The sequence below is a fragment of the Jiella sp. M17.18 genome (assembly GCF_041027365.1).
GTDB lineage: Bacteria > Pseudomonadota > Alphaproteobacteria > Rhizobiales > Rhizobiaceae > VKMB-3413.
The window spans coordinates 530,314-548,166 of record NZ_JBFTEH010000002.1; the positions used below are offsets into that span (position 1 = coordinate 530,314).

At 67.1% G+C, this 17,853-nt stretch carries 19 protein-coding genes and 1 tRNA gene; 8 read left to right on the forward strand and 12 right to left on the reverse strand.

The window, feature by feature from the left end; translation table 11 throughout:
* Positions 1-2 precede the first annotated feature (2 nt).
* The 6 genes from AB5S17_RS05910 to AB5S17_RS05935 all read left to right on the forward strand — a co-directional run bounded on the left by AB5S17_RS05910 (position 3) and on the right by AB5S17_RS05935 (position 6,520).
* Positions 3-896: a VOC family protein gene (locus AB5S17_RS05910; protein WP_369237129.1), complete on the forward strand. Its 894-nt coding sequence runs from the start codon at positions 3-5 to the stop codon at positions 894-896.
* Positions 897-950: 54 nt separating this feature from the next.
* Positions 951-2,537 carry a bifunctional 3-(3-hydroxy-phenyl)propionate/3-hydroxycinnamic acid hydroxylase gene (locus AB5S17_RS05915; protein WP_369237131.1) on the forward strand — a complete coding sequence of 529 codons (1,587 nt, stop codon included), beginning with the start codon at positions 951-953 and terminating at the stop codon, positions 2,535-2,537.
* A 79-nt stretch (positions 2,538-2,616) separates the two neighbouring features.
* The gene (locus tag AB5S17_RS05920) at positions 2,617-3,462 is read left to right on the forward strand and encodes a fumarylacetoacetate hydrolase family protein (protein WP_369237133.1); all 846 of its coding nucleotides are present in this window, start codon (positions 2,617-2,619) and stop codon (positions 3,460-3,462) included.
* A 172-nt stretch (positions 3,463-3,634) separates the two neighbouring features.
* The gene (locus AB5S17_RS05925) at positions 3,635-4,636 is read left to right on the forward strand and encodes a TRAP transporter substrate-binding protein (RefSeq protein ID WP_369237135.1); all 1,002 of its coding nucleotides are present in this window, start codon (positions 3,635-3,637) and stop codon (positions 4,634-4,636) included.
* Positions 4,637-4,703: 67 nt separating this feature from the next.
* Entirely contained in the window at positions 4,704-5,222 is a 519-nt protein-coding gene (locus AB5S17_RS05930; RefSeq protein WP_369237137.1) for a TRAP transporter small permease, read from the forward strand.
* On the forward strand, positions 5,219-6,520 hold the full coding sequence (locus AB5S17_RS05935) for a TRAP transporter large permease (RefSeq protein ID WP_369237139.1): 1,302 nt from the start codon (positions 5,219-5,221) through the stop codon (positions 6,518-6,520). The genes AB5S17_RS05930 and AB5S17_RS05935 overlap by 4 nt, the downstream gene beginning before the upstream one ends.
* A gap of 239 nt (positions 6,521-6,759) precedes the next feature.
* Here AB5S17_RS05935 and AB5S17_RS05940 read toward each other — a convergent pair whose 3' ends face one another.
* The 3 genes from AB5S17_RS05940 to AB5S17_RS05950 form a co-directional block, all read right to left on the reverse strand.
* Positions 6,760-7,254, reverse strand: a complete 495-nt coding sequence (locus AB5S17_RS05940; RefSeq protein ID WP_369237141.1) for a hypothetical protein — start codon at positions 7,252-7,254, stop codon at positions 6,760-6,762.
* Positions 7,251-8,240: a DUF6538 domain-containing protein gene (locus AB5S17_RS05945; RefSeq protein ID WP_369237143.1), complete on the reverse strand. Its 990-nt coding sequence runs from the start codon at positions 8,238-8,240 to the stop codon at positions 7,251-7,253. Before AB5S17_RS05945 ends, AB5S17_RS05940 begins: the two co-directional genes overlap by 4 nt.
* A gap of 86 nt (positions 8,241-8,326) precedes the next feature.
* Positions 8,327-8,403: transfer RNA gene (locus tag AB5S17_RS05950), tRNA-Ile, on the reverse strand.
* A gap of 273 nt (positions 8,404-8,676) precedes the next feature.
* On the opposite strand from AB5S17_RS05950, the gene AB5S17_RS05955 reads away from it, so the two are divergent.
* Positions 8,677-9,411, forward strand: coding sequence for an SIMPL domain-containing protein (locus AB5S17_RS05955; RefSeq protein ID WP_369237145.1), 735 nt, complete (start codon positions 8,677-8,679; stop codon positions 9,409-9,411).
* 123 nt (positions 9,412-9,534) lie between these two features.
* Here AB5S17_RS05955 and AB5S17_RS05960 read toward each other — a convergent pair whose 3' ends face one another.
* The 7 genes from AB5S17_RS05960 to AB5S17_RS05990 all read right to left on the reverse strand — a co-directional run bounded on the left by AB5S17_RS05960 (position 9,535) and on the right by AB5S17_RS05990 (position 15,391).
* Entirely contained in the window at positions 9,535-9,906 is a 372-nt protein-coding gene (locus AB5S17_RS05960) for a hypothetical protein (protein WP_369237147.1), read from the reverse strand.
* Positions 9,907-10,130: 224 nt separating this feature from the next.
* Positions 10,131-10,613: a hypothetical protein gene (locus AB5S17_RS05965; protein ID WP_369237149.1), complete on the reverse strand. Its 483-nt coding sequence runs from the start codon at positions 10,611-10,613 to the stop codon at positions 10,131-10,133.
* Positions 10,614-10,754: 141 nt separating this feature from the next.
* A complete protein-coding gene (locus AB5S17_RS05970) occupies positions 10,755-11,633 on the reverse strand; it encodes an SDR family oxidoreductase (protein WP_369237151.1) in 879 nt (292 codons plus the stop codon).
* A gap of 121 nt (positions 11,634-11,754) precedes the next feature.
* Positions 11,755-12,942, reverse strand: a complete 1,188-nt coding sequence (locus AB5S17_RS05975) for a cytochrome P450 (protein ID WP_369237153.1) — start codon at positions 12,940-12,942, stop codon at positions 11,755-11,757.
* Positions 12,943-13,015: 73 nt separating this feature from the next.
* The gene (locus AB5S17_RS05980; RefSeq protein WP_369237155.1) at positions 13,016-13,339 is read right to left on the reverse strand and encodes a 2Fe-2S iron-sulfur cluster-binding protein; all 324 of its coding nucleotides are present in this window, start codon (positions 13,337-13,339) and stop codon (positions 13,016-13,018) included.
* Positions 13,340-13,431: 92 nt separating this feature from the next.
* Positions 13,432-14,619, reverse strand: a complete 1,188-nt coding sequence (locus tag AB5S17_RS05985) for a cytochrome P450 (RefSeq protein ID WP_369237157.1) — start codon at positions 14,617-14,619, stop codon at positions 13,432-13,434.
* 22 nt (positions 14,620-14,641) lie between these two features.
* The gene (locus AB5S17_RS05990) at positions 14,642-15,391 is read right to left on the reverse strand and encodes a GntR family transcriptional regulator (RefSeq protein WP_369237159.1); all 750 of its coding nucleotides are present in this window, start codon (positions 15,389-15,391) and stop codon (positions 14,642-14,644) included.
* A 402-nt stretch (positions 15,392-15,793) separates the two neighbouring features.
* On the opposite strand from AB5S17_RS05990, the gene recO reads away from it, so the two are divergent.
* Positions 15,794-16,558, forward strand: a complete 765-nt coding sequence (recO, locus tag AB5S17_RS05995) for a DNA repair protein RecO (protein WP_369237161.1) — start codon at positions 15,794-15,796, stop codon at positions 16,556-16,558.
* A 35-nt stretch (positions 16,559-16,593) separates the two neighbouring features.
* On the opposite strand, the gene AB5S17_RS06000 is transcribed toward recO, so the two are convergent.
* On the reverse strand, positions 16,594-17,232 hold the full coding sequence (locus AB5S17_RS06000) for an NrsF family protein (RefSeq protein WP_369237163.1): 639 nt from the start codon (positions 17,230-17,232) through the stop codon (positions 16,594-16,596).
* Entirely contained in the window at positions 17,229-17,786 is a 558-nt protein-coding gene (locus AB5S17_RS06005) for a sigma-70 family RNA polymerase sigma factor (RefSeq protein WP_369237165.1), read from the reverse strand. The genes AB5S17_RS06000 and AB5S17_RS06005 overlap by 4 nt, the downstream gene beginning before the upstream one ends.
* Positions 17,787-17,853 lie beyond the last annotated feature (67 nt).

Genomic DNA, 17,853 nt, shown 5'->3' on the forward strand with positions numbered 1-17,853 from the left:
CCATGGCGGATTTTCCGGTCGCGACGCTTCGCAGCGTCGAGATCTCGACCCCCGACCTCGAAGCCTCTCTAGCCTTCTACACCGACGTCTGGCAACTCGACGTCGCGGCGCGGGTCGACGACAAGGTGTTTCTCGCGGCCACCGGCGCCGACTTCCACGTCCTCGAGCTCAAGGCCGGCGACGCGCCGGAGCTGCGCAAGGTGACGTTCCGCACCCGGTCGCGAGAGGATCTGGCGGCCCTCGAGGCGAGGGCGGCTGCGGCGGGCTGCACGATCCTGCGTCCGCTCGGGCCCGCCGACGCGCCCTCCGGCGGCGAGCGCTTCGTAATGCGCGAGCCCCAGGGCTCATGCCTCGAATTCGTCTTCGGCGACGTCACCAAGGCGGCAGGCGAAGCGCCGAACCGGCCGGTCCGGCTCGCCCATGTAAACATCAACAGTTCAGCGATCGAGGATCTGTCCGACTTCTATCAGGAGACGCTCGGCTTCCGGCTCACCGACCGCTCCAAGATGATGGCCTTCCTGCGCTGCAATAGCGACCATCATGCGGTGGTGCTGGCCGAGGCGCCGGTGAACGGGCTCAATCACATCGCCTTCCTGATGCCCGATCTGGAATCGGTGATGCGCGGCTCCGGCCGGGTGAAGGACGCCGGCACACCGATCGGCTGGGGCGTCGGGCGCCACGGGCCGGGCGACAACGTCTTTGCCTATTTCGTCGATCCGACCGGCGTCGTCGTGGAATACACGGCGGAGGTCCTGCAGGTGGACGACGATTACAAGGTGAAGGGTCCGTCCGAATGGACCTGGCCGCCCGGCCGTACCGATCACTGGGGCATCGCGCCGCCAAAGAGCGAGGCCTGCAAGGCCGCCCAGCTCGCCATCCCCTTTTCGCGACCCTGACCGCGGCGCCCGATGCAGCGCCCACGAACGCCCTTCACTCCGCAGGCTGACGACATGCAGACCACCGCCGACGCTTCCTCCCACTACGACGTGCTCGTGGCCGGATTCGGCCCCGCCGGCGCGTTCGCCGCCGGCCTCCTCGGCGCCAAGGACTATCGCACGCTAGTGGTCGACCGGTCGACGACGGTCTACGACAAGCCGCGGGCGATCGCGATCGACCACGAGATCCTGCGGCTGTTCGACAATCTCGGCCTTGCGGAGAAGGTTCTGCCTTACACGGCGCCCTTCACCGCCTCGAAGCATTTCGGCGCAAAAGGCCAGCTGATCCGCCAGATCGACATGGTGCCCGAGCCCTATCCGCTCAGCTACACGCCGAGCATGGTGTTCACCCAGCCGCCGGTCGAGGCGGCGATGCGCGATCACGCGGCAAGCTTTCCCTCGGTCGAGATCCGGCTCGGAACCGAGCTCGTCGACTTCACGCAGGACAATCGACAGGTGTCGGCGCGGATTGCGACGGCCGAAGGCGAGACCGCCACGGTAACCGCCGACTGGCTGATCGGCTGCGACGGCGCCTGGAGCACCGTGCGCCAGCATGCGGGGCTGGCGCTCGAGGATCTGGTCTTCGACGAGCCCTGGCTGGTCGTCGATGTCAGGGCCGGAGAATCCGGTCTCGCCAAACTGCCGGACACGGCCGCGCAGTTCTGCGATCCCGCACGCCCGACCAGCTTTCTCATCTGCCCCGGCAATCATCGGCGCTGGGAGATCATGCTGCTTCCCGGTGAAAATCCCCGCGAGATGGAAAAGCCGGAGAACGTCTGGAAGCTGCTCGCGCCATGGCTGACGCCGGAGGACGGCGAACTCTGGCGCGCCGCCGCATATCGCTTCCACGCCCTCGTCGCCGACCGCTGGCGCGAGGGCCGCGTCTTCATCGCCGGCGACGCCGCCCATCAGCAGCCGCCCTTCATCGGCCAGGGCATGTGCCAGGGCCTGCGCGACGTTTCCAACCTCGTCTGGAAGCTCGACGCGGTGATGCGCAAGGGCGCGCCCGAACGCCTGCTCGACAGCTACGGCACCGAGCGCAAGCGCCACGTCACCGAGCTCACCGCCAAGATCAAAGCGATCGGCGAGACCATCTGCATCCGCGATCCCGAGGAGGCGGCGAAGCGCGACGCGAAGATCCTCGCCGAGGGCGGCGGCCGCCCGCGCGTCATCACCCGCCAGGAGATCGTCCCGCCGCTGTCGGTCGGGCTTCTGTCGCAAGTCGAGACGCCGGCACGGGGAACCCTGTTTCCCCAGCCGATGGTCGTGAAGGACGGCAAGGTCCTGCGCATGGACAAGGTCGCAGGAACAGGCTGGCGGCTCGTCATCGACGGGCGCGGCGGCCCTGCGCCGTCGGGCCTCGTGGCGGGTTTTGCCGCCGATCGGCTGACGACCGTGCGCCTCGCCACGACCGGCGAGACATGCGACGGCGAGACGGCCATCACCGAGAGGGACGACGTCCTCGCCGGCTGGTTCGACCGGCATCAGGTCGCGGCCGCGATCGTCCGGCCCGACCACTACGTCTTCGGCACCGCCCGCGACCGCGCCTCGCTCGACATGCTGGTCGGCGAACTCGGCCATGCGCTGGGCTGCGCCGCCTGAACCCGAAGACCACGACAAAATGCACTCCCCGAGGGGAGCACGAACGGGGCGGACCCCGCCTTTCAAGGAGACGTCGGAAATGAAACTCTCAACGGTTGCGGTAGACGGCCGCACGACATGGGGCATCGTCGAGGGCGAGGCCTTCTTCGACGTCGGTGCGGTGCTGAAGGATCGTTACGCCGACATGAAGGCGGCAGTAGCCGGCGGCTTCGACGGCGTCGCGGCGGCCAAAGACAGCGCTCGGACTGTGGCGACTGCGGAACTTACATGGCTCCCGGTAATCCCCAATCCCGGCAAGATCCTCTGCGTCGGCCTGAACTATGAGACGCACCGCAAGGAGACAGGCCGCAGCGAGGTCGACAACCCCACGATCTTCGCCCGCTACGCCAACAGCCAGACCGGGCATCTGCGGCCCATCGTGCGGCCGAAGGTCTCGACCGACCTCGACTATGAGGGCGAGCTCGCGGTGATCATCGGCAAGCCGGGCCGCTACATCGACCGTGCAGAGGCGATGGCCCACGTTGCCGGCTACGCCGTCTACAACGACGGCAGCATCCGCGACTTCCAGCGCCACACTCACCAGTTCACGCCGGGCAAGAACTTCCCCGACACGGGTGCCTTCGGTCCGTGGATGATGACGCCGGACGAACTGGGCGAGCTCGGCCCGAAGACGATCCGCACCCGCCTCAACGGCGAGACAGTGCAGGAAGCGACCTTTGACCAGATGATCTTCGATATCGCCCGCCAGATCGAATACTGCTCCAGCTTCACGCGGCTCGAGGCCGGCGACGTGATCGCCAGCGGCACGCCGGGCGGAGTCGGCGCCAAGCGCAATCCGCCTTTGTGGATGAAGCCCGGCGACGTCGTCGAAGTCGAGATCGACGGGCTGGGCATCCTGCGCAATCCCATCGAACAGGAAGCCTGACCTAGGCTGCCGGCGCTGACAGCCGGAGCGGGCCCAGGCTCCGGGCGGGCCGAAGTTCGAGAGGACACATGTGGGCTCTCAGCCCGAAACCGGCCGCCGGATCAGGCGACCGGAAACCAGCCGCGGGACAATCGATCAGGATCGTCGCGCTTTTGCAAACGGGAGGAATGACATGAACAGCCACCTCATCCGCGGACTTCTGACGGCGGCGATCTGCGCCCTCGGCGTGGCTCCGTCGCTTGCCCAGACCACGCTCAAGGTTTCGAGCTTTCTGCCGCCCAACAACGCCTGGCAGCGGGAACTGGAGGCTTGGGGCAAGGATCTCGCCGAGAAATCGGACGGCGATCTGAAGCTGGAAATCTTTCCGGCCGGGCAGCTCGGGCCCGCCAATCGCCAGTATCAGCTGGTCACCAGCGGCGTGGCGGACATCGGCGTCGTCCTCCATAGCGCGACGCCGGGCCGGTTCCCGCTGACTGAACTCGCGGGGCTTCCCTTCGCCCATCCGTCCGCGGGCGACACCAGCGCGATCATGTCACGGCGGCTGACCGAGCTGGCCCCGAAGTTCCTCGACAAGGAGCATCCCCGTACGAAGATCCTCTGGATGGCGGTCACCTCGCCGCTGAAGCTCCACACGACGAACACCGAAGTCACCTCCATGGACAAGGTCAAGGGATTGCGCGTGCGCTATGCCGGCAAGGTCTTCCAGGAGATGCTCGAGACCCTCGGCGCCTCGCCCATTGCGGTGCCGCCGGCCGAGACGGTGGACGCTTTGTCCAAAGGGGTCGTCGATGGCGCGATGTTCCCCTACGAAGCTGCCAAGTCGTTCCAGATCGGGCCGGTGGTGAAATATTCCCTCGAGCCCGGCCTTGCGACAAACACCTTTGCCCTCGTCATGAATCAGTCAGTCTATGACGGGCTGAGCGACAAGGACAAGAAGGCGATCGACGGAACCATCGGGCCGGACCGCGCCGAAGCCTTCGGCAAGATGTGGGACGACGACGAGGCGAAGGGCCGCCAGTACATGATCGACAACAAGGTCAAGATCGTCAACCTGACGCCGGAGCAGCTGGAGCCGTTCAAGAAGGCGGTAGAGCCCATCGACAAGAAGGCCGTCGCGGCTGTCGATGCCGCCGGCAAGCCCGGCAGCGAGTTCCTCGAAGCCTATACGAAGTGATCTCCCCGGCCTGTCGCGTCCCCCACAGGGAGGCGGCAGGTCCGGACCACTCGGAGAATTCCGCCTCATGTCCTCCCCTTCCAAGGCGGTGCGCGGTCTGAAAGCGTATTTCCGGCTGCTTCTCGCCATCCCGATCGCGGCGATGGCCGTCATGATGATGACGACGGTCGTCGACGTCTTCCTGCGTTACGTCTTCAACGCGCCGGTGAACGGCGCCTATGATCTCGTCGAGATCAGCCTCCTCGTCAGCGTCTATTTCGCCCTGCCGACGGTCATTCTGGAAGACCACGCGATCCGCATCGACCTCGTCGACGGCTTCGTCTCGCCTGGCGTTGCCGTGATGCTGAAGCGGCTGGCGCTCGTCGCGACCGTCGCGGTGCTGTGCTTTCTCCTCTGGGCGATGATCGAGCCGGCGACCGAAGCCTACGACTTCGGCGATGTAAAGCTCGAACTCGGCTTTCCCACCTGGATCATCTGGTGCTTCGCCCTGTTCGGGCTGGCCAACAGCATCGTCGCCGCCGCTGTCGCGGCGATGCTTCCTCGCTCGGACGCGCCTGAAAGCGCTGAACCGGAGCCCGTCGAATGAGCGCTCCCTTCCTCGGCCTTGTCGTCGTCCTTACCCTCTTCATCATCCTTTTCCTGCGCATGCCGGTGTGGATCGCGCTCATGATCTGCGGCGTCGTCGGCAACACGGTGCTGTCGCAGTTTTCCGTAGCCGGGGCCGTCGCCGGCACCAATTCCTTCGACACCGCCAGCAACTATGCGCTCTCGGTCATCCCGCTGTTCATCCTGATGGGCGAGGTGGCGACGAACAGCCGGCTGTCGGCAGAACTTTTCAAGGCGGCGCGCGTGCTCCTGTCCGGCATCCCCGGCGGCCTCGCCGTCGCCACCATAGGCGCGTCCGGCGCCTTCGGCGCAGTCTGCGGCTCGTCCATCGCCACCGCCGCGACCATGACGCGGATTTCGCTGCCGGAAATGCGCGAGGCCGGCTATGACGACGGCTTCTCCGCCGCCTCGGTCGCCGCCGGCGGCAGCCTCGGCATCCTCATCCCGCCGTCGATCATCCTGGTGATCTACGCCGCCATCGCCGAGCAGCCGCTGCCGCAGCTCTTCGCCGCCGCCTTCGTGCCGGGCCTGGTTCTGATGCTGCTCTACATCGTCATCGCGCTGATCGTCGCCCGGCGCGGCAGCGGCGCCGGCTTCCGGGACGCCTCCGCGAGCCTTCGCGAGCGGCTCGCCGCCCTCAAGGAGCCGTGGCAGTTCCTCGCACTCTTCATCGTCTCGATCGGCGGCATCTATGCCGGCATCTTCAGCCCCAACGAGGCGGCTGCCGTCGGGGCCTTCGGGGCGATCGTCCTCGGCTTCGTCGGGCGCCGCCTGACCTTCTCCGGACTTTTCCAGGCTTTCAAGGTCAGCACCATCACCAGCTGCGTCCTCTTCATGATCGTCATTGCGGCGACGATCTTCTCCAACTTCATCGTCCAGACCAAACTGCCCGACCTGCTCCTTTCGGGCGCGCAGGCGCTGGATCTCGCCCCGTGGGGCGTGATGATCCTGATCATTGCCATCTACATCGTGATGGGCTGCTTCCTGGAAGGGATCGGCATGGTACTGATCACCGTGCCGGTCTTCCTTCCGGTGGTGACGAGCTTCGGCTACAGCTCGATCTGGTTCGCCATCGTCGTCGTCGTGGTGGTCGAGCTCGGCCTCATCCATCCACCGGTCGGCATGAACCTCTTCATCATCCAGGCCCAGGCGCCCGAACTGGACATCAAGCGCCTCTATGTCGCGATCCTCCCCTTCCTGATCGCGCCCTTCGCGCTCATCGCGCTGCTCTTCGTCTTCCCGTCGCTCGCGCTCTGGCTGCCGTCGATCCTTTACTAGAAGGGCCGAAAGGAGACCGGCAACTTCCGCGTCGTATTGGCGGAAAGCCGCCGCTCCGTTCTCGACCCAAGAGAGCCATCCGCTATCGCTCGGCCGTTCGGAAAGCAGAAGTTCCCTACTCGCTATTCATTTCTGGCACTGAGATCTCGAGGTCCTCAAAGGCAGGACGTACGTGCTATTGCTCCGATCCGCAAACCCAGATTGCACCGCGTTGAAGTCCATCGTATCAACCATATGCGTCAAGAAAATCCTATTCGGCTTGAACCGAGCTGTAGCAGCATTGCGACTACCGGGTTCTCAATGGCGGAGCGCTTGGCGGACGCCGCCTTCCGCCGCTTGCCGAGCTCGATCCTGAAGTCGTCGAGCACTTTGAGGTCAGCTTCCATCTCATTCGGAGACGGCTGCGGGATGTCCCGGCCGGCTGACATATCGTGGCCCGAGCGTTCCGATGCTCGCTTCATCGCAAAGAAGATGGTCCGGTAGTCCTCGTCGGTGACAGTGACCTCCTTGAGCCTTCCCGTCATCACGTCCCGAACAAATCTCACGACCGTCTTTGCGAAGACCACCTCTTCGACCGCCCGCTCCCAGGACTCGCGCAGATCCGAGTAGAAGTCCTTCGCCTGTCGCCGGTATTCGTCAGTGTCGAGGTCGATCACGGCCTTAAGTTCCTTCGCGCGCATCCGCAGCGTCTCGATCCGCGCGTTGAGGTCGGCGATCCAGGGCTCGCGGATCACGCCGAAGCCATCGGACTGGGACTTGGCGACGACCGACTTGACCAGCGGCGCAGCGTCTCCTGCTCTGGCGGCCTCCGAAACCACTTTGTTAAAGAACACCAGGTTGTGCGTGAAGATGATGACTTGCCGCCCCTTCTTCGCCTCGGCGACGAGACGGTGCGCGACTTTGCGGATGCGCAGATGGTCGAGCGAGGATACGGGATCGTCGACGTGATACCGTAGCGCGAGTCGTCGCCCCCGATCTCGGCGAGGAAACACGCGAGCGCCAGAGCCCGCTGCTCGCCTTCTGAGAGCACCTGGTTGTTCTTCACCGTGCCCGCGCCGTGCAGGCCGACCGAGAAGAGGCTTTTGCCGCCCGAGCTAGAGTCGCTGAACTTGAACGGAAGGTGGGTCAGGTCGAGCGCCGCGATCTCCCCCGCGATCCTCCGTTCGAGCTCTTCGGTGACGAGCTGCCTGCGCAAGGCGGTGATCTGTGTCGAGATCGACCGCGTCGCCACCTGCGTCTGGCAGACCGTCAGCGACTTCTGCTCCGAGACGTCGCGCAGTCGCTGAAGAACGGTCTCGAGGTCTTTCCCGAGCTTCGCCCGATCCTTGAGTTCGGCCAGCCACAGCGGCTTTCGCTGGCGATCAGTTGAGAAGCTCGCTCCGGTCGCCTTCTTCGTGCGCTCGCCCTGGTCTTCCCACAGCCAGGATGCCTTCAACCAGTCGACGACGAGGCGCCATTCGGTCCATTTCCAGCCGGCCGTCGGCAGCGCTTCGAGCACCACCCCCTTCCGGCGCCTGGCATCTACAAACTGTTCCTCGATGTCCCGGTCGAGTTCGGCAGCACGTAGACGGGCTTCGCTCGGCGACCGCGTCCTGAGGGAACGCTGGATCCGAGCAGCAGCGAACACATCGGCGACATCATCCGGAACGCGTCGAACATACTGATAGACCCCGTTGCGACAGGTCACATGATTGGGCAGAGGCATCGAATCGTCGTCCATGTTATGCACGATGTTATGCAGTTCGGCCTCTGTCGAGTCCGATCTGGCGACGAATGCGAAGCAGTTGCAATATCTTGCGGGAGAACTGGTGGGCCCGGCAGGACTCGAACCTGCAACCAAGCGGTTATGAGCCGCCGGCTCTAACCAATTGAGCTACAGGCCCCACGCGATCCTTCGCCTACAGCAAAGCCGCGACGCCCTCAAGCGGCCGTTTCCGCGGAAGGCGGCCGTGATGACGCCGAACCGGCACGCGCGGATCGTCACGAGCAACCGCCGGATCAAAAGGCGGGTTCGGTGCCGACGCGCCGAGCGGCGCGGGCGGATCGGCGCGGGCGGCGCCATGCCTGACGTCGGCGCCCTGCTCCCGGCATCACATTGATGCCGCGGTTCTCGCGAACAACGTCAGCCGCCTCTCAACTGCTAGCGAGACCTCCTCATGCGCTTTCCCGCCCTGTTCCCCCTGGCGCTCATCCTTGCACTGCCCGTGCCGGCCCTGGCGCAGGAGGCCGGCACCGCTGCGAACGCGCCGCGCGTCCTCGTCGTCGAGGGCACCGGCGAGGCGAGCGCCAAGCCGGATCGGGCGCGGCTGGAATTCACCGTGCTGCGCAACGGCGAGACCGCGCGGGCGGCGCTCGACGAGGCCAATCGCGCCATGCAGAGCGTGATCGACGGCATGCGCTCCCTCGGCGCCGGCGACAAGGATCTCCAGACCGCCGGCTTCACCATCAATCCGCAATATCGCTACGACAACGGCAAGGACGGCCAGCAGAAGCCGCCGGAGATCGTCGGCTACGAGGTGCGCAACAGCCTGACCGTGACGGTGCGCGACATCGCCAAGGTCGGCGCCTTCCTCGACAAGGCGGTGAGCCTCGGCGTCAACCAGGGTGGCGACATCACCTTCGATCTCTCCGATCCGAAGGCGGTGCGCGACGCGGCGCGCAAGAAGGCCGTGGCGGATGCACGCTCGACGGCTGAAGTCCTGGCGGAGGCTGCCGGCGTGAAGCTCGGACTGGTGCGCGAGATCAGCGAGGCCTCGGCCGGCGAGCCGCCGCGGCCCTATCCCCGGGCGATGAAGATGATGGCGGCGGACGCCGCGCCCAGCGTTCCCGTCGAAACCGGCGAGAACAGCTTCCGCGAAAGCGTCCGGATGGTCTTCGAGATCGGCGGCTGAGCCGCCGCAGGACGAGGGCCGCGACCGGACCGGCACGACCCTTCCATCCCGCTTGAAAAAGAAAGCCGCCCGCACCGCAGGCTCCTGCGGTGCGGGCGGCTTGCGGAGATGCCGCGGCTGCGGTCAGCGGCGGTAGGCGATCACCGGGCAGCTCGGCGCGCGGGAGAAGCGCACGGCCGCGCGGCGATGGTGACGGATCCCGGCGACGGTGATCGCGTGGCGGCCGACCCGGCGCAGATGCGCGTGGCGGAAGCCCATGCGGTACGCCTTGTGCACGGCCTGGCGTGGCGAGCACGTGACGGCGCGGCGGAAATGGCGGTGATGGCGCATCTCGGCGACGCGGACCGTGGCATGCGCATGCGCCTTCGGCGCGACCGCGGTGGTGGTGCTCGTCGTCGTGGTGGTGGCGACGGCCGCCTGCGCGCTGGTCACGGCGGTGCCGCCGACGGCGAGCGCGGCGACGATGGAAAGGGTGCGGGCGAGCTTGTCGAACATCGGGGTCTCCTCGATCCGGACCGGCGGTCAATCCTGCCGGCAACGAGAGACATCATGCGTCGGGGCCGATGAATGCGGCCGGAAACGGTCGTTCATCCGAAGTTCAGCCGGAGATCGCGCAGACCGCGCACGCAGTCGCCGGGGTCTATCCGATCGCCGCTCGCGATCCTGCAACGGACGTCGACGCTTCGGCGGCGGCTCGATATCCGCCGCCGAAGCCTGGGTCAGCTGGTGACGCCGAAGACTTCGGCGCAACGCGAGAGGCTGAAGCCTTCGCCGTCGGTGTCGCGGCTCGTATGGATCGCGGTGATGATGCCGGCCGGATTGGTCGTGATCTGGGCCTCGCAACCGAGATGCTCGCTGCGACCGGGCGAGACCAGAACCTGGCCCGGAGGAGCCTCATCCGCCATCCCGTTGCCGCCGATATTGATCACCATGCGCGGCGCCTTCTTCTGGGCTTCCAGCTCCTGCTTGGTCATCGGGCGGTATTGTGGCGCGATGTCGCGCACCGTGTCGCCACCCTGCCAGGTGTAGATCTTGCCGCCGCCGTTCAGCGGATAGTCGCTGACGGGCGGGCCGTATTGCGAGAAGAACGCATCGCTCGGCTGCCCGATCCAGCGCCCCTGGATGGCCTGATTGGCTTCTTCCGTCGTGGTGCAGCCCGCCAGAGCCACGACCAGCAGGCACGACAACAAACGCAGTCTCATTCCCGGATTCCCCCTCCTTGCGACTCATGACGCGGACCACTTTCGGTCGCGGTGGAGAAAGCCGGGCCGCCGGCTTCCGTCAAGTCACCCGCAGGGTTGGGAGGCCCTTGTGCGCCAGGATCTCGACGCTTCGCCGAGACGTCAGCCAAGCGCCCGGCCGACCTTGGTGCGCACCTGCTCGAAGACGGCGTCCGGGACGAAGAAATCCGCCACCGGCTCGCCGTCCTTCGGGCCATAGGCGGAGAAGTCGGTCACCCCCTCCTCCATCAGCACCAGCTCATCGATGAAGAACCGGCCAGTCACCTCGCGCGACGGCTTGGTGAGGATCGCATGAGCGGCGTCGGCGACGATCTGCGGACTGCGGCTCATCGCGGCGACGGTGTCGCCGCCGAGGAGGTTGCGCACCGCCGCCGTGTCGATCGCGGTCAGCGGCCAGAGCGAGTTGACCGCGATGCCGTCCCCGGCGAGTTCCGCCGCCAGGCCGAGCGTCACCATCGACATGCCGAACTTCGCCATGGAGTAGGCGAGATGCGGCGCGAACCATTTCGCCGCCATGTCGAGCGGCGGCGACAGGGTCAGGATATGCGGGTTCTCCGCCCGCTTCAGATGCGGAATGCAGGTCTTCGAGACGAGGAAGGTGCCGCGCGCGTTCACCCCGTGCATCAGGTCGAAGCGCTTCATTTCGGTCTGCAGCGTCGGGGTCAGCTGGATCGCCGAGGCATTGTTGACGCAGATGTCGATGCCGCCGAAGCGCTCTGCCGCCGCGGCGACCGCCGCCTCGACCTGGCTCTCGTCGCGGATGTCGCAGGTGACGGCGAGCCCCTGTCCGCCGGCGGCCTCGATGTCGGCGACGGCGGTGTGGATGGTGCCGGGGAGCTTGGGATGCGGCGCGTCGGTCTTCGCCGCGATCACCACGTTCGCACCGTCCCGCGCAGCCCGCAGCGCGATGGCGAGGCCGATGCCGCGCGAGCCGCCGGAGACGAACAGCGTCTTGCCGCGCAAGGATGGTTGTGAGGTCATGACGGCCGGCTCCCTCCAGCGAATGCTTTCGCCGGACCATGTCGCAAAGCCGCCGCCGCCGCAATGAGGCGCAGCACGCCGGCCGGCGGCGCCGCCCCGCCGGCCGTCGCCGCGCGGGCGCTTAGTTCAGGACGACCGGCAGGTTGATCGGACCGCGGAAGCCGAAGCCGCGCCACTGCACCACCGACGGGTCGGGCAGCGTCATGCTCGGGAAGCGGTCGAACAGGACCGGCAGCATGATCTGCCCGACGGTGCGCCGCGCGATGTGCGCGCCGGCGCAATGGTGCGGTCCGCTTCCGAAGGCCTGGTGCGGGTTCTTCTTGCGGAAGACGTCGAAGCGCTCGGGGTGATCGTAGAGTTCCTCGTCGTGGTTCGCCGAGGCCTGGATGGTCATGACGACGTCGCCCTTGGGGATGGCGAAGCCGCGGATCTCGGTGTCTTCCGTCACCAGCCGCGAGCTCGCCTGGATCGGCGCCACCCAGCGCACGCCTTCCTCGAAGACCGCGCCCCAGTTCTCCTGGCGCTTCACCTCCTCGAACTGCTCTGGCTCGGTCAGGAGGCCGTAGACGATCGTCGCCAGCGCATCGCGTGGCTCGTTGATGCCGCCGCCGATCGCGATCTTGATGTTGGAGTAGACCTGGCTCATCGGGATCGGGTTGTCGGCGTTGATCATGAAGGAGAGTGCCGACGAATCCGGCTCGGCCTTCAGCCGCTCCGCCATCCGGTCGACCTGGCGGTCGATGACGTCGTTGATCAAGTCGGTGCGGGCGAACGGCTCCGGCCGCCAGGCGAAGTTGCCGGCCCCGTCGATCAGGATCTGCGACCAGTCCTGCATCTCCTTGTCCGTCGCTTCGGGGATGCCGAGGATATGGGCGAGGATGCGGGCCGCGATCGGGCCACAGAGATCGGCATAGAGGTCGACGGCCTCGCCGCGCGGCAGCCGGCCGACATATTCCTCGGCGAGTTCCTTGTAGAGCGGTGCCCAGACGTTGCTGATCGTCTTCGGCGAATAGGCGGGCGCCATCGCCATGCGTTCGGCGAGATGCTCCGGCCCGTCCTTGCGCATCAGCGTGTGCGCCCGGTAGGCCGGCTGCATCGGCGTGTTCGGATCATTCGAGGAGAACAGGACCGGGTCGTCCTTCACCCGCTTGGTGTCGGCCGCCTTGGTCAGGAACGTCCTGCCCACCGACTTCACCCGCAGCACCGGCGCCTCGGCCCTCAGCCGCTTGTAGATCGGATAGGGGTCGAGGACGAGCTGATCGAAGGTGATGATCTCGTCGAGCGGCGCGCGGTCGAGCGTCTTCAGCATGGCGATGTCTTTCGTTGCAGGCCTTGCAGCGGCGGACGGGCCGCAAGCCCGCGCGCCACCGGCGGAGGACGCGTCAGAACTGCGCCTCGGGCATGTGGACCACCAGCCCGTCCAGTTCGGGCGCGACCTTGATCTGGCAGGACAGGCGGCTCGTCGGCTTCATCTCGGAGGCCGCGCAGTCGAGCATGTCCTCCTCGCCCGGGTTGCGCTCTCCGACTTTGCCGGCCCAGGCGTCGTCGACATAGACGTGGCAGGTGGCACAGGCCATGGAGCCGCCGCACTCGCCGACGATGCCCTCGACATCGTTGGATACGGCAGCCTGCATCACGCTCGTGCCGTCCTCGGCCTCGATCTCGGTGCGGGTTCCGTCGGCGGCGACATAGACGATCTTGGTCATCGAAAGGGTCTCTTCTCGTTATCGTTCGGGTGGCGCGGCGGCCGGGCGATCTCCGGCCGCGCGCTGCGGGATTTCTCGAAGCGGTGCCCCGGTCAGTTGAGCGTGACGGGCATGTTGATCGGGCCGCGGAAGCCGAAGCCGCGCCACTCAACGACCGACGGGTCGGGCAGCGTCATGTTCGGGAAGCGGTCGAACAGGACCGGCAGCATGATCTGTCCGACGGTGCGGCGCGCGATGTGCGCGCCGGCGCAATGGTGCGGTCCGCTTCCGAAGGCCTGGTGCGGGTTCTTCTTGCGGAAGACGTCGAAGCGCTCGGGGTGATCGTAGAGCTCCTCGTCGTGGTTCGCCGAGGCCTGGATGGTCATCACCGTGTCGCCCTTGGGGATGGCGAAGCCGCGAATCTCGGTGTCTTCCGTCACCAGCCGCGAACTCGCCTGGATCGGCGCCACCCAGCGCACGCCCTCCTCGAAGACCGCGCCCCAGTTCTCCTGGCGCTTCACCTCCTCGAACTGCTCGGGCTCGGTCAGGAGGCCGTAGACGATCGTCGCCAGCGCATCGCGCGGCTCGTTGATGCCGCCGCCGATCGCGATCTTGATGTTCGCGACGATCTGGCTCCAGGGGATCGGGTTCTCGGCGTGGATCATGACCGACAGCGCCGAGGCGTCCGGCTCGGCCTTCAGCCGCTCGGCGGACCGGGCGATCCGCTCGTCCATCTCGTCGTTCGCGCTGTCGGTGCGGGCGAACGGCTCCGGCCGCCAGGCGAAGTTGCCGGCCCCGTCGATCAGCGTCTGCGACCAGCGCTGCATCTCCGCGTCGCTGGCCTCCGGGATGCCCAGGATATGGGCGAGGATGCGGGCGGCGATCGGGCCGCAGAGTTCGGAGAAGAGGTCCACCGTCTCGCCGCGCGGCAGCCGGCCGACATACTCTTCCGCAAGCTGCCTGTAGAGCGGCGCCCACGCCTCCGTGATGGTCTTCGGCGACAGCGACTTGGCCATCGCCATGCGCTCGGCCATGTGCTCCGGCCCGTCCTTGCGCATCAGCGTATGGGCCCGGAAGGCGGGCTGCATCGGCGTCTGCGGATCGTCGGAGGAGAACAGGACGGGATCGTCCTTCACCCGCTTGGTGTCGGACGCCTTGGTGAGGAAGGTCCGGCCGATCGACTTCACCCGCAGCACCGGCGCCTCGGCCCTCAGCCGCTTGTAGATCGGGTACGGATCGAGCGTCAGCTGATCGAAGGTGATGGTCTCGTCGAGCGGGGCGCGGTCGAGCGTCTTCAGCATGGCATGTCCTCCCATGGAACTGTCAGGTCACGACCAGCGACAGGCCCGGCACCGTCCGCATCAGGCTCCGGTCGCGGGTCATGACGTATTCGAGATTGGTCCGGGCGAGACGGGCGTGCTCGCGCATCACGGCCTCGGCGCGCGCGCCCTCCCGGCGCCAGATCGCGTCGGCGACGGCGCGGTGGTGGATCTGGCCCGTGCCGATCGAACGGCGGAAGGCCGCAACCTCGCGCTGGCGCTCCAGAAAGGCGTTCGGCGAGGCGAAGGGCAGGCGCACCGCGCGCTCCACCTCGCGCCGCACGACGGCGCTTTGGGACAGGACGAGGATCATCTCGTGGAAGGCCGCATTGGCCTCGACATAGCGGTCGAGGTCCATGTCTTCCGGACGGTCGCCGATCGCCTCGTCCAGCCGCTCGAGAATGGCCGCCAGCTCGGCGCGGCCATGATCGGAGATGCCGCGCTCGGCGGCAAGGCGCGCCGCCGTCCCTTCCAGGACGCCGCGGACCTCGATCGCGTCGATCACTTCGTTGAAGGTGAACTGGCGCACGACATAGCCGGTCGTGGACTTGCGTTCGACCAGCCCCTCCTGCTCCAGCTGGGCCAGTGCGGTACGCAGCGGCGTGCGGGAGACGCCGAGGCGCTCGGCGAGCTGCACTTCGAGAAGCCGCTCACCCGCCTCGAAGGCGCCGCTGATGATCAGCTCGCGCAGTTCCATCGCCGCATTCTGCGACTGCAGCGGCGATCGCCCGAATTCGGAAGCGGCCAGGCCCATGCGTCAGTCTCCTCCTGTCGGATGGGGAGGACGCACGATCGGCATGAAGACAGTCGGTCGCGCGACAGTTCCTCCCAAACCGTCACAGATTTTGTATACAGAAACCTAGGTCTGTATGCAAGGCACAGCGGGTCGCGTGTCCGCTACGCCTATGGCGGCCGAGATTTTCAGGTAAATTCGCTCATTATGAAGGACTCTGGTCCGTGGGAATGCCCTAGTCGGCATGTTCGCTCACGCCAATGTATCCAGAATGTGTGCAGGCCACGCATGACAGCACGCAATGCCGCTTCTCCCGCCCCCGCCAGCGGCGATTGCGGCCATGCCGGTTTAAGCCTACCTCTCGGCCCGTCGGCAGCTTCGGTGCGGCTCCGCCGAAGCGACGGATAGGAGAACGGCCGCGCGATGGAATGGCGGGAGGAAGCGATCGTCCTCGGCGTGAAGCGCCATGGCGAGACCAGCGTCATCGTCGAGCTGATGACCCGGGCGCGCGGACGGCATCTCGGCATGGTGCGCGGCGGTCGCTCGCGCCGGCAGCAGCCGGTGCTGCAGCCGGGCAACCGGGTCGCCGCGCATTGGCGCGCGCGCCTCGACGAGCACATGGGCACCTATGTCCTCGAGCCGTTACATCTGCGGGCGGCGCAGCTCATGGAGGACGCCGTCGCGCTGAACGGCATCCAGTTGATCGCGGCGCATCTGAGGCTCCTGCCCGAGCGCGACCCGCATCCCAGACTCTATGACGGGCTGGAGGTGATCCTCGAACATCTGACCGCCTCCGATCGGGCGGGCGAACTGATGCTGCGCTTCGAGCTGGCGCTGCTGGAGGAACTCGGCTTCGGCCTCGACCTCACGCAATGCGCCGCGACCGGGCAGCGGGAGGACCTCGTCTACGTCTCGCCGAAGTCCGGCCGCGCCGTCAGCCGGGCGGCGGGCGCGCCCTGGCACGACAGGCTGCTGGCCCTGCCGGCCTTCCTGACCGGCCGCGACGACGCCGCGGAACCCGCCTCGCTCGCCGCCGGATTCCGCCTTACCGGCTACTTCCTGACGCGCCATGTCTTCGAGCCGCGCGGCCTCGCCGAGCCGAATTCCCGCTCCGGCTTCCTGGGCGCGCTCGAACGGGCGGCGGGTGCGACGGCGAATGGCGGCCCCGCCGCCGAGGAGTCCCTCTGAGGCGCCGGCGCGCCCTTCCCTTCCGAAACCGCGTTCTACCAGCGCAGCAGGCGGTTGCCGAGCAGCGCCCCTGCGGCGACGAGGATCAGCGTCGCCATCGGATACCAGGTGGCGACGAAGAGCGGCGAGTCGTCGGTGCAGTGGGCGGCGTAGAAGAAAGCCGAGATCCCCGCCGCTGCGAGGCCCGCGACGGCTCCCGTCAGTGTCGGCCGCGTCGGTGCCCTACGCTTCAGGCCCCACAGGAGCAGGATGAGGACGGGCGCGCCCATCGAGGGGATCGCGGTCATGCAGATCTGGCTGTTCGAGCCGATCGCCCGGGTCATCCAGAGCGACTGCGGCACCACGGCCATCTCCGCCGCAACCGTCACGAGGAGGACGCAGGCTGGGAGCGCCAGCCAGGCAAGGCGATGCCGGATCGGCGCCGCCGGCCGGGCGAGCGCCGTCAGCGCGAGGAAGGCCGAGAGGGCCAGCAGCCCGGCATCGACGAACTTCATGTCGAAGGGCATCGTCGTCATCGAGTGCGCGATGTCGGGCCGCGGGCCGATCGTCGGCAGGAAGACCGCCAGCGCCAGGATCGGCGCGATCAGGCCGAGGAGCCACCAGGGCGGTGCGGTCTCCGGCGGCCGCGCTTCGGCGTCCGCGACCAGGCGATCGATCAGGCTCTCCGTGGTCATGAACGCGATCCGAACGTTTTGGCCAGAGCGGCGAGGCCGCGGTGGAAGGCGACGCGCACGGCCCCCTGGGTCATGCCCAGCCGCTCGGCAGTCTCCGAGATGGACTGGCCCTCGACGGTCAGCGACGAGACGACCGCCCGCTGCCGTCCGGCCAGCGTCCCGAGCGCACGCTGCACGTCCTGGCCGACAGCCGTCGGGATTGCGGCAGGATCGTCGAGCAGATCGGAGAAGTCGGCGATGTCCACCGTCTGCCGGCGGCCATGGCGGCGATAGGCATCGATCGTCTTGTAGCGGGCGATCGCGTAGAGCCAGGGGCCGACCGGCTCGTCGCGTCGCCAGGTATGGCGCTTGGCGTGGACGGCCATGAGAATGTCCTGCACGAGATCCTCCACGTCGAAGGCGGCGGCGTTCTGCGGCACGCGCCGGCCGACGAAGCGCCTCAGCAGCTTCGCCGCCTCCTGGAGAAAATGGCGATATGCCCGCTCGTCGCCCCCGAGGGCGGCGTTGAGCAGCGCCTCCAACGGCTGGGATCCGCTGCCTGAAGCAGGCTCCATGACCGGTCCTTCGTCCCCGGGCCCCGAATTGTTTCGGCCCAGTCTAACCGAATTCGCGGGGGAATGG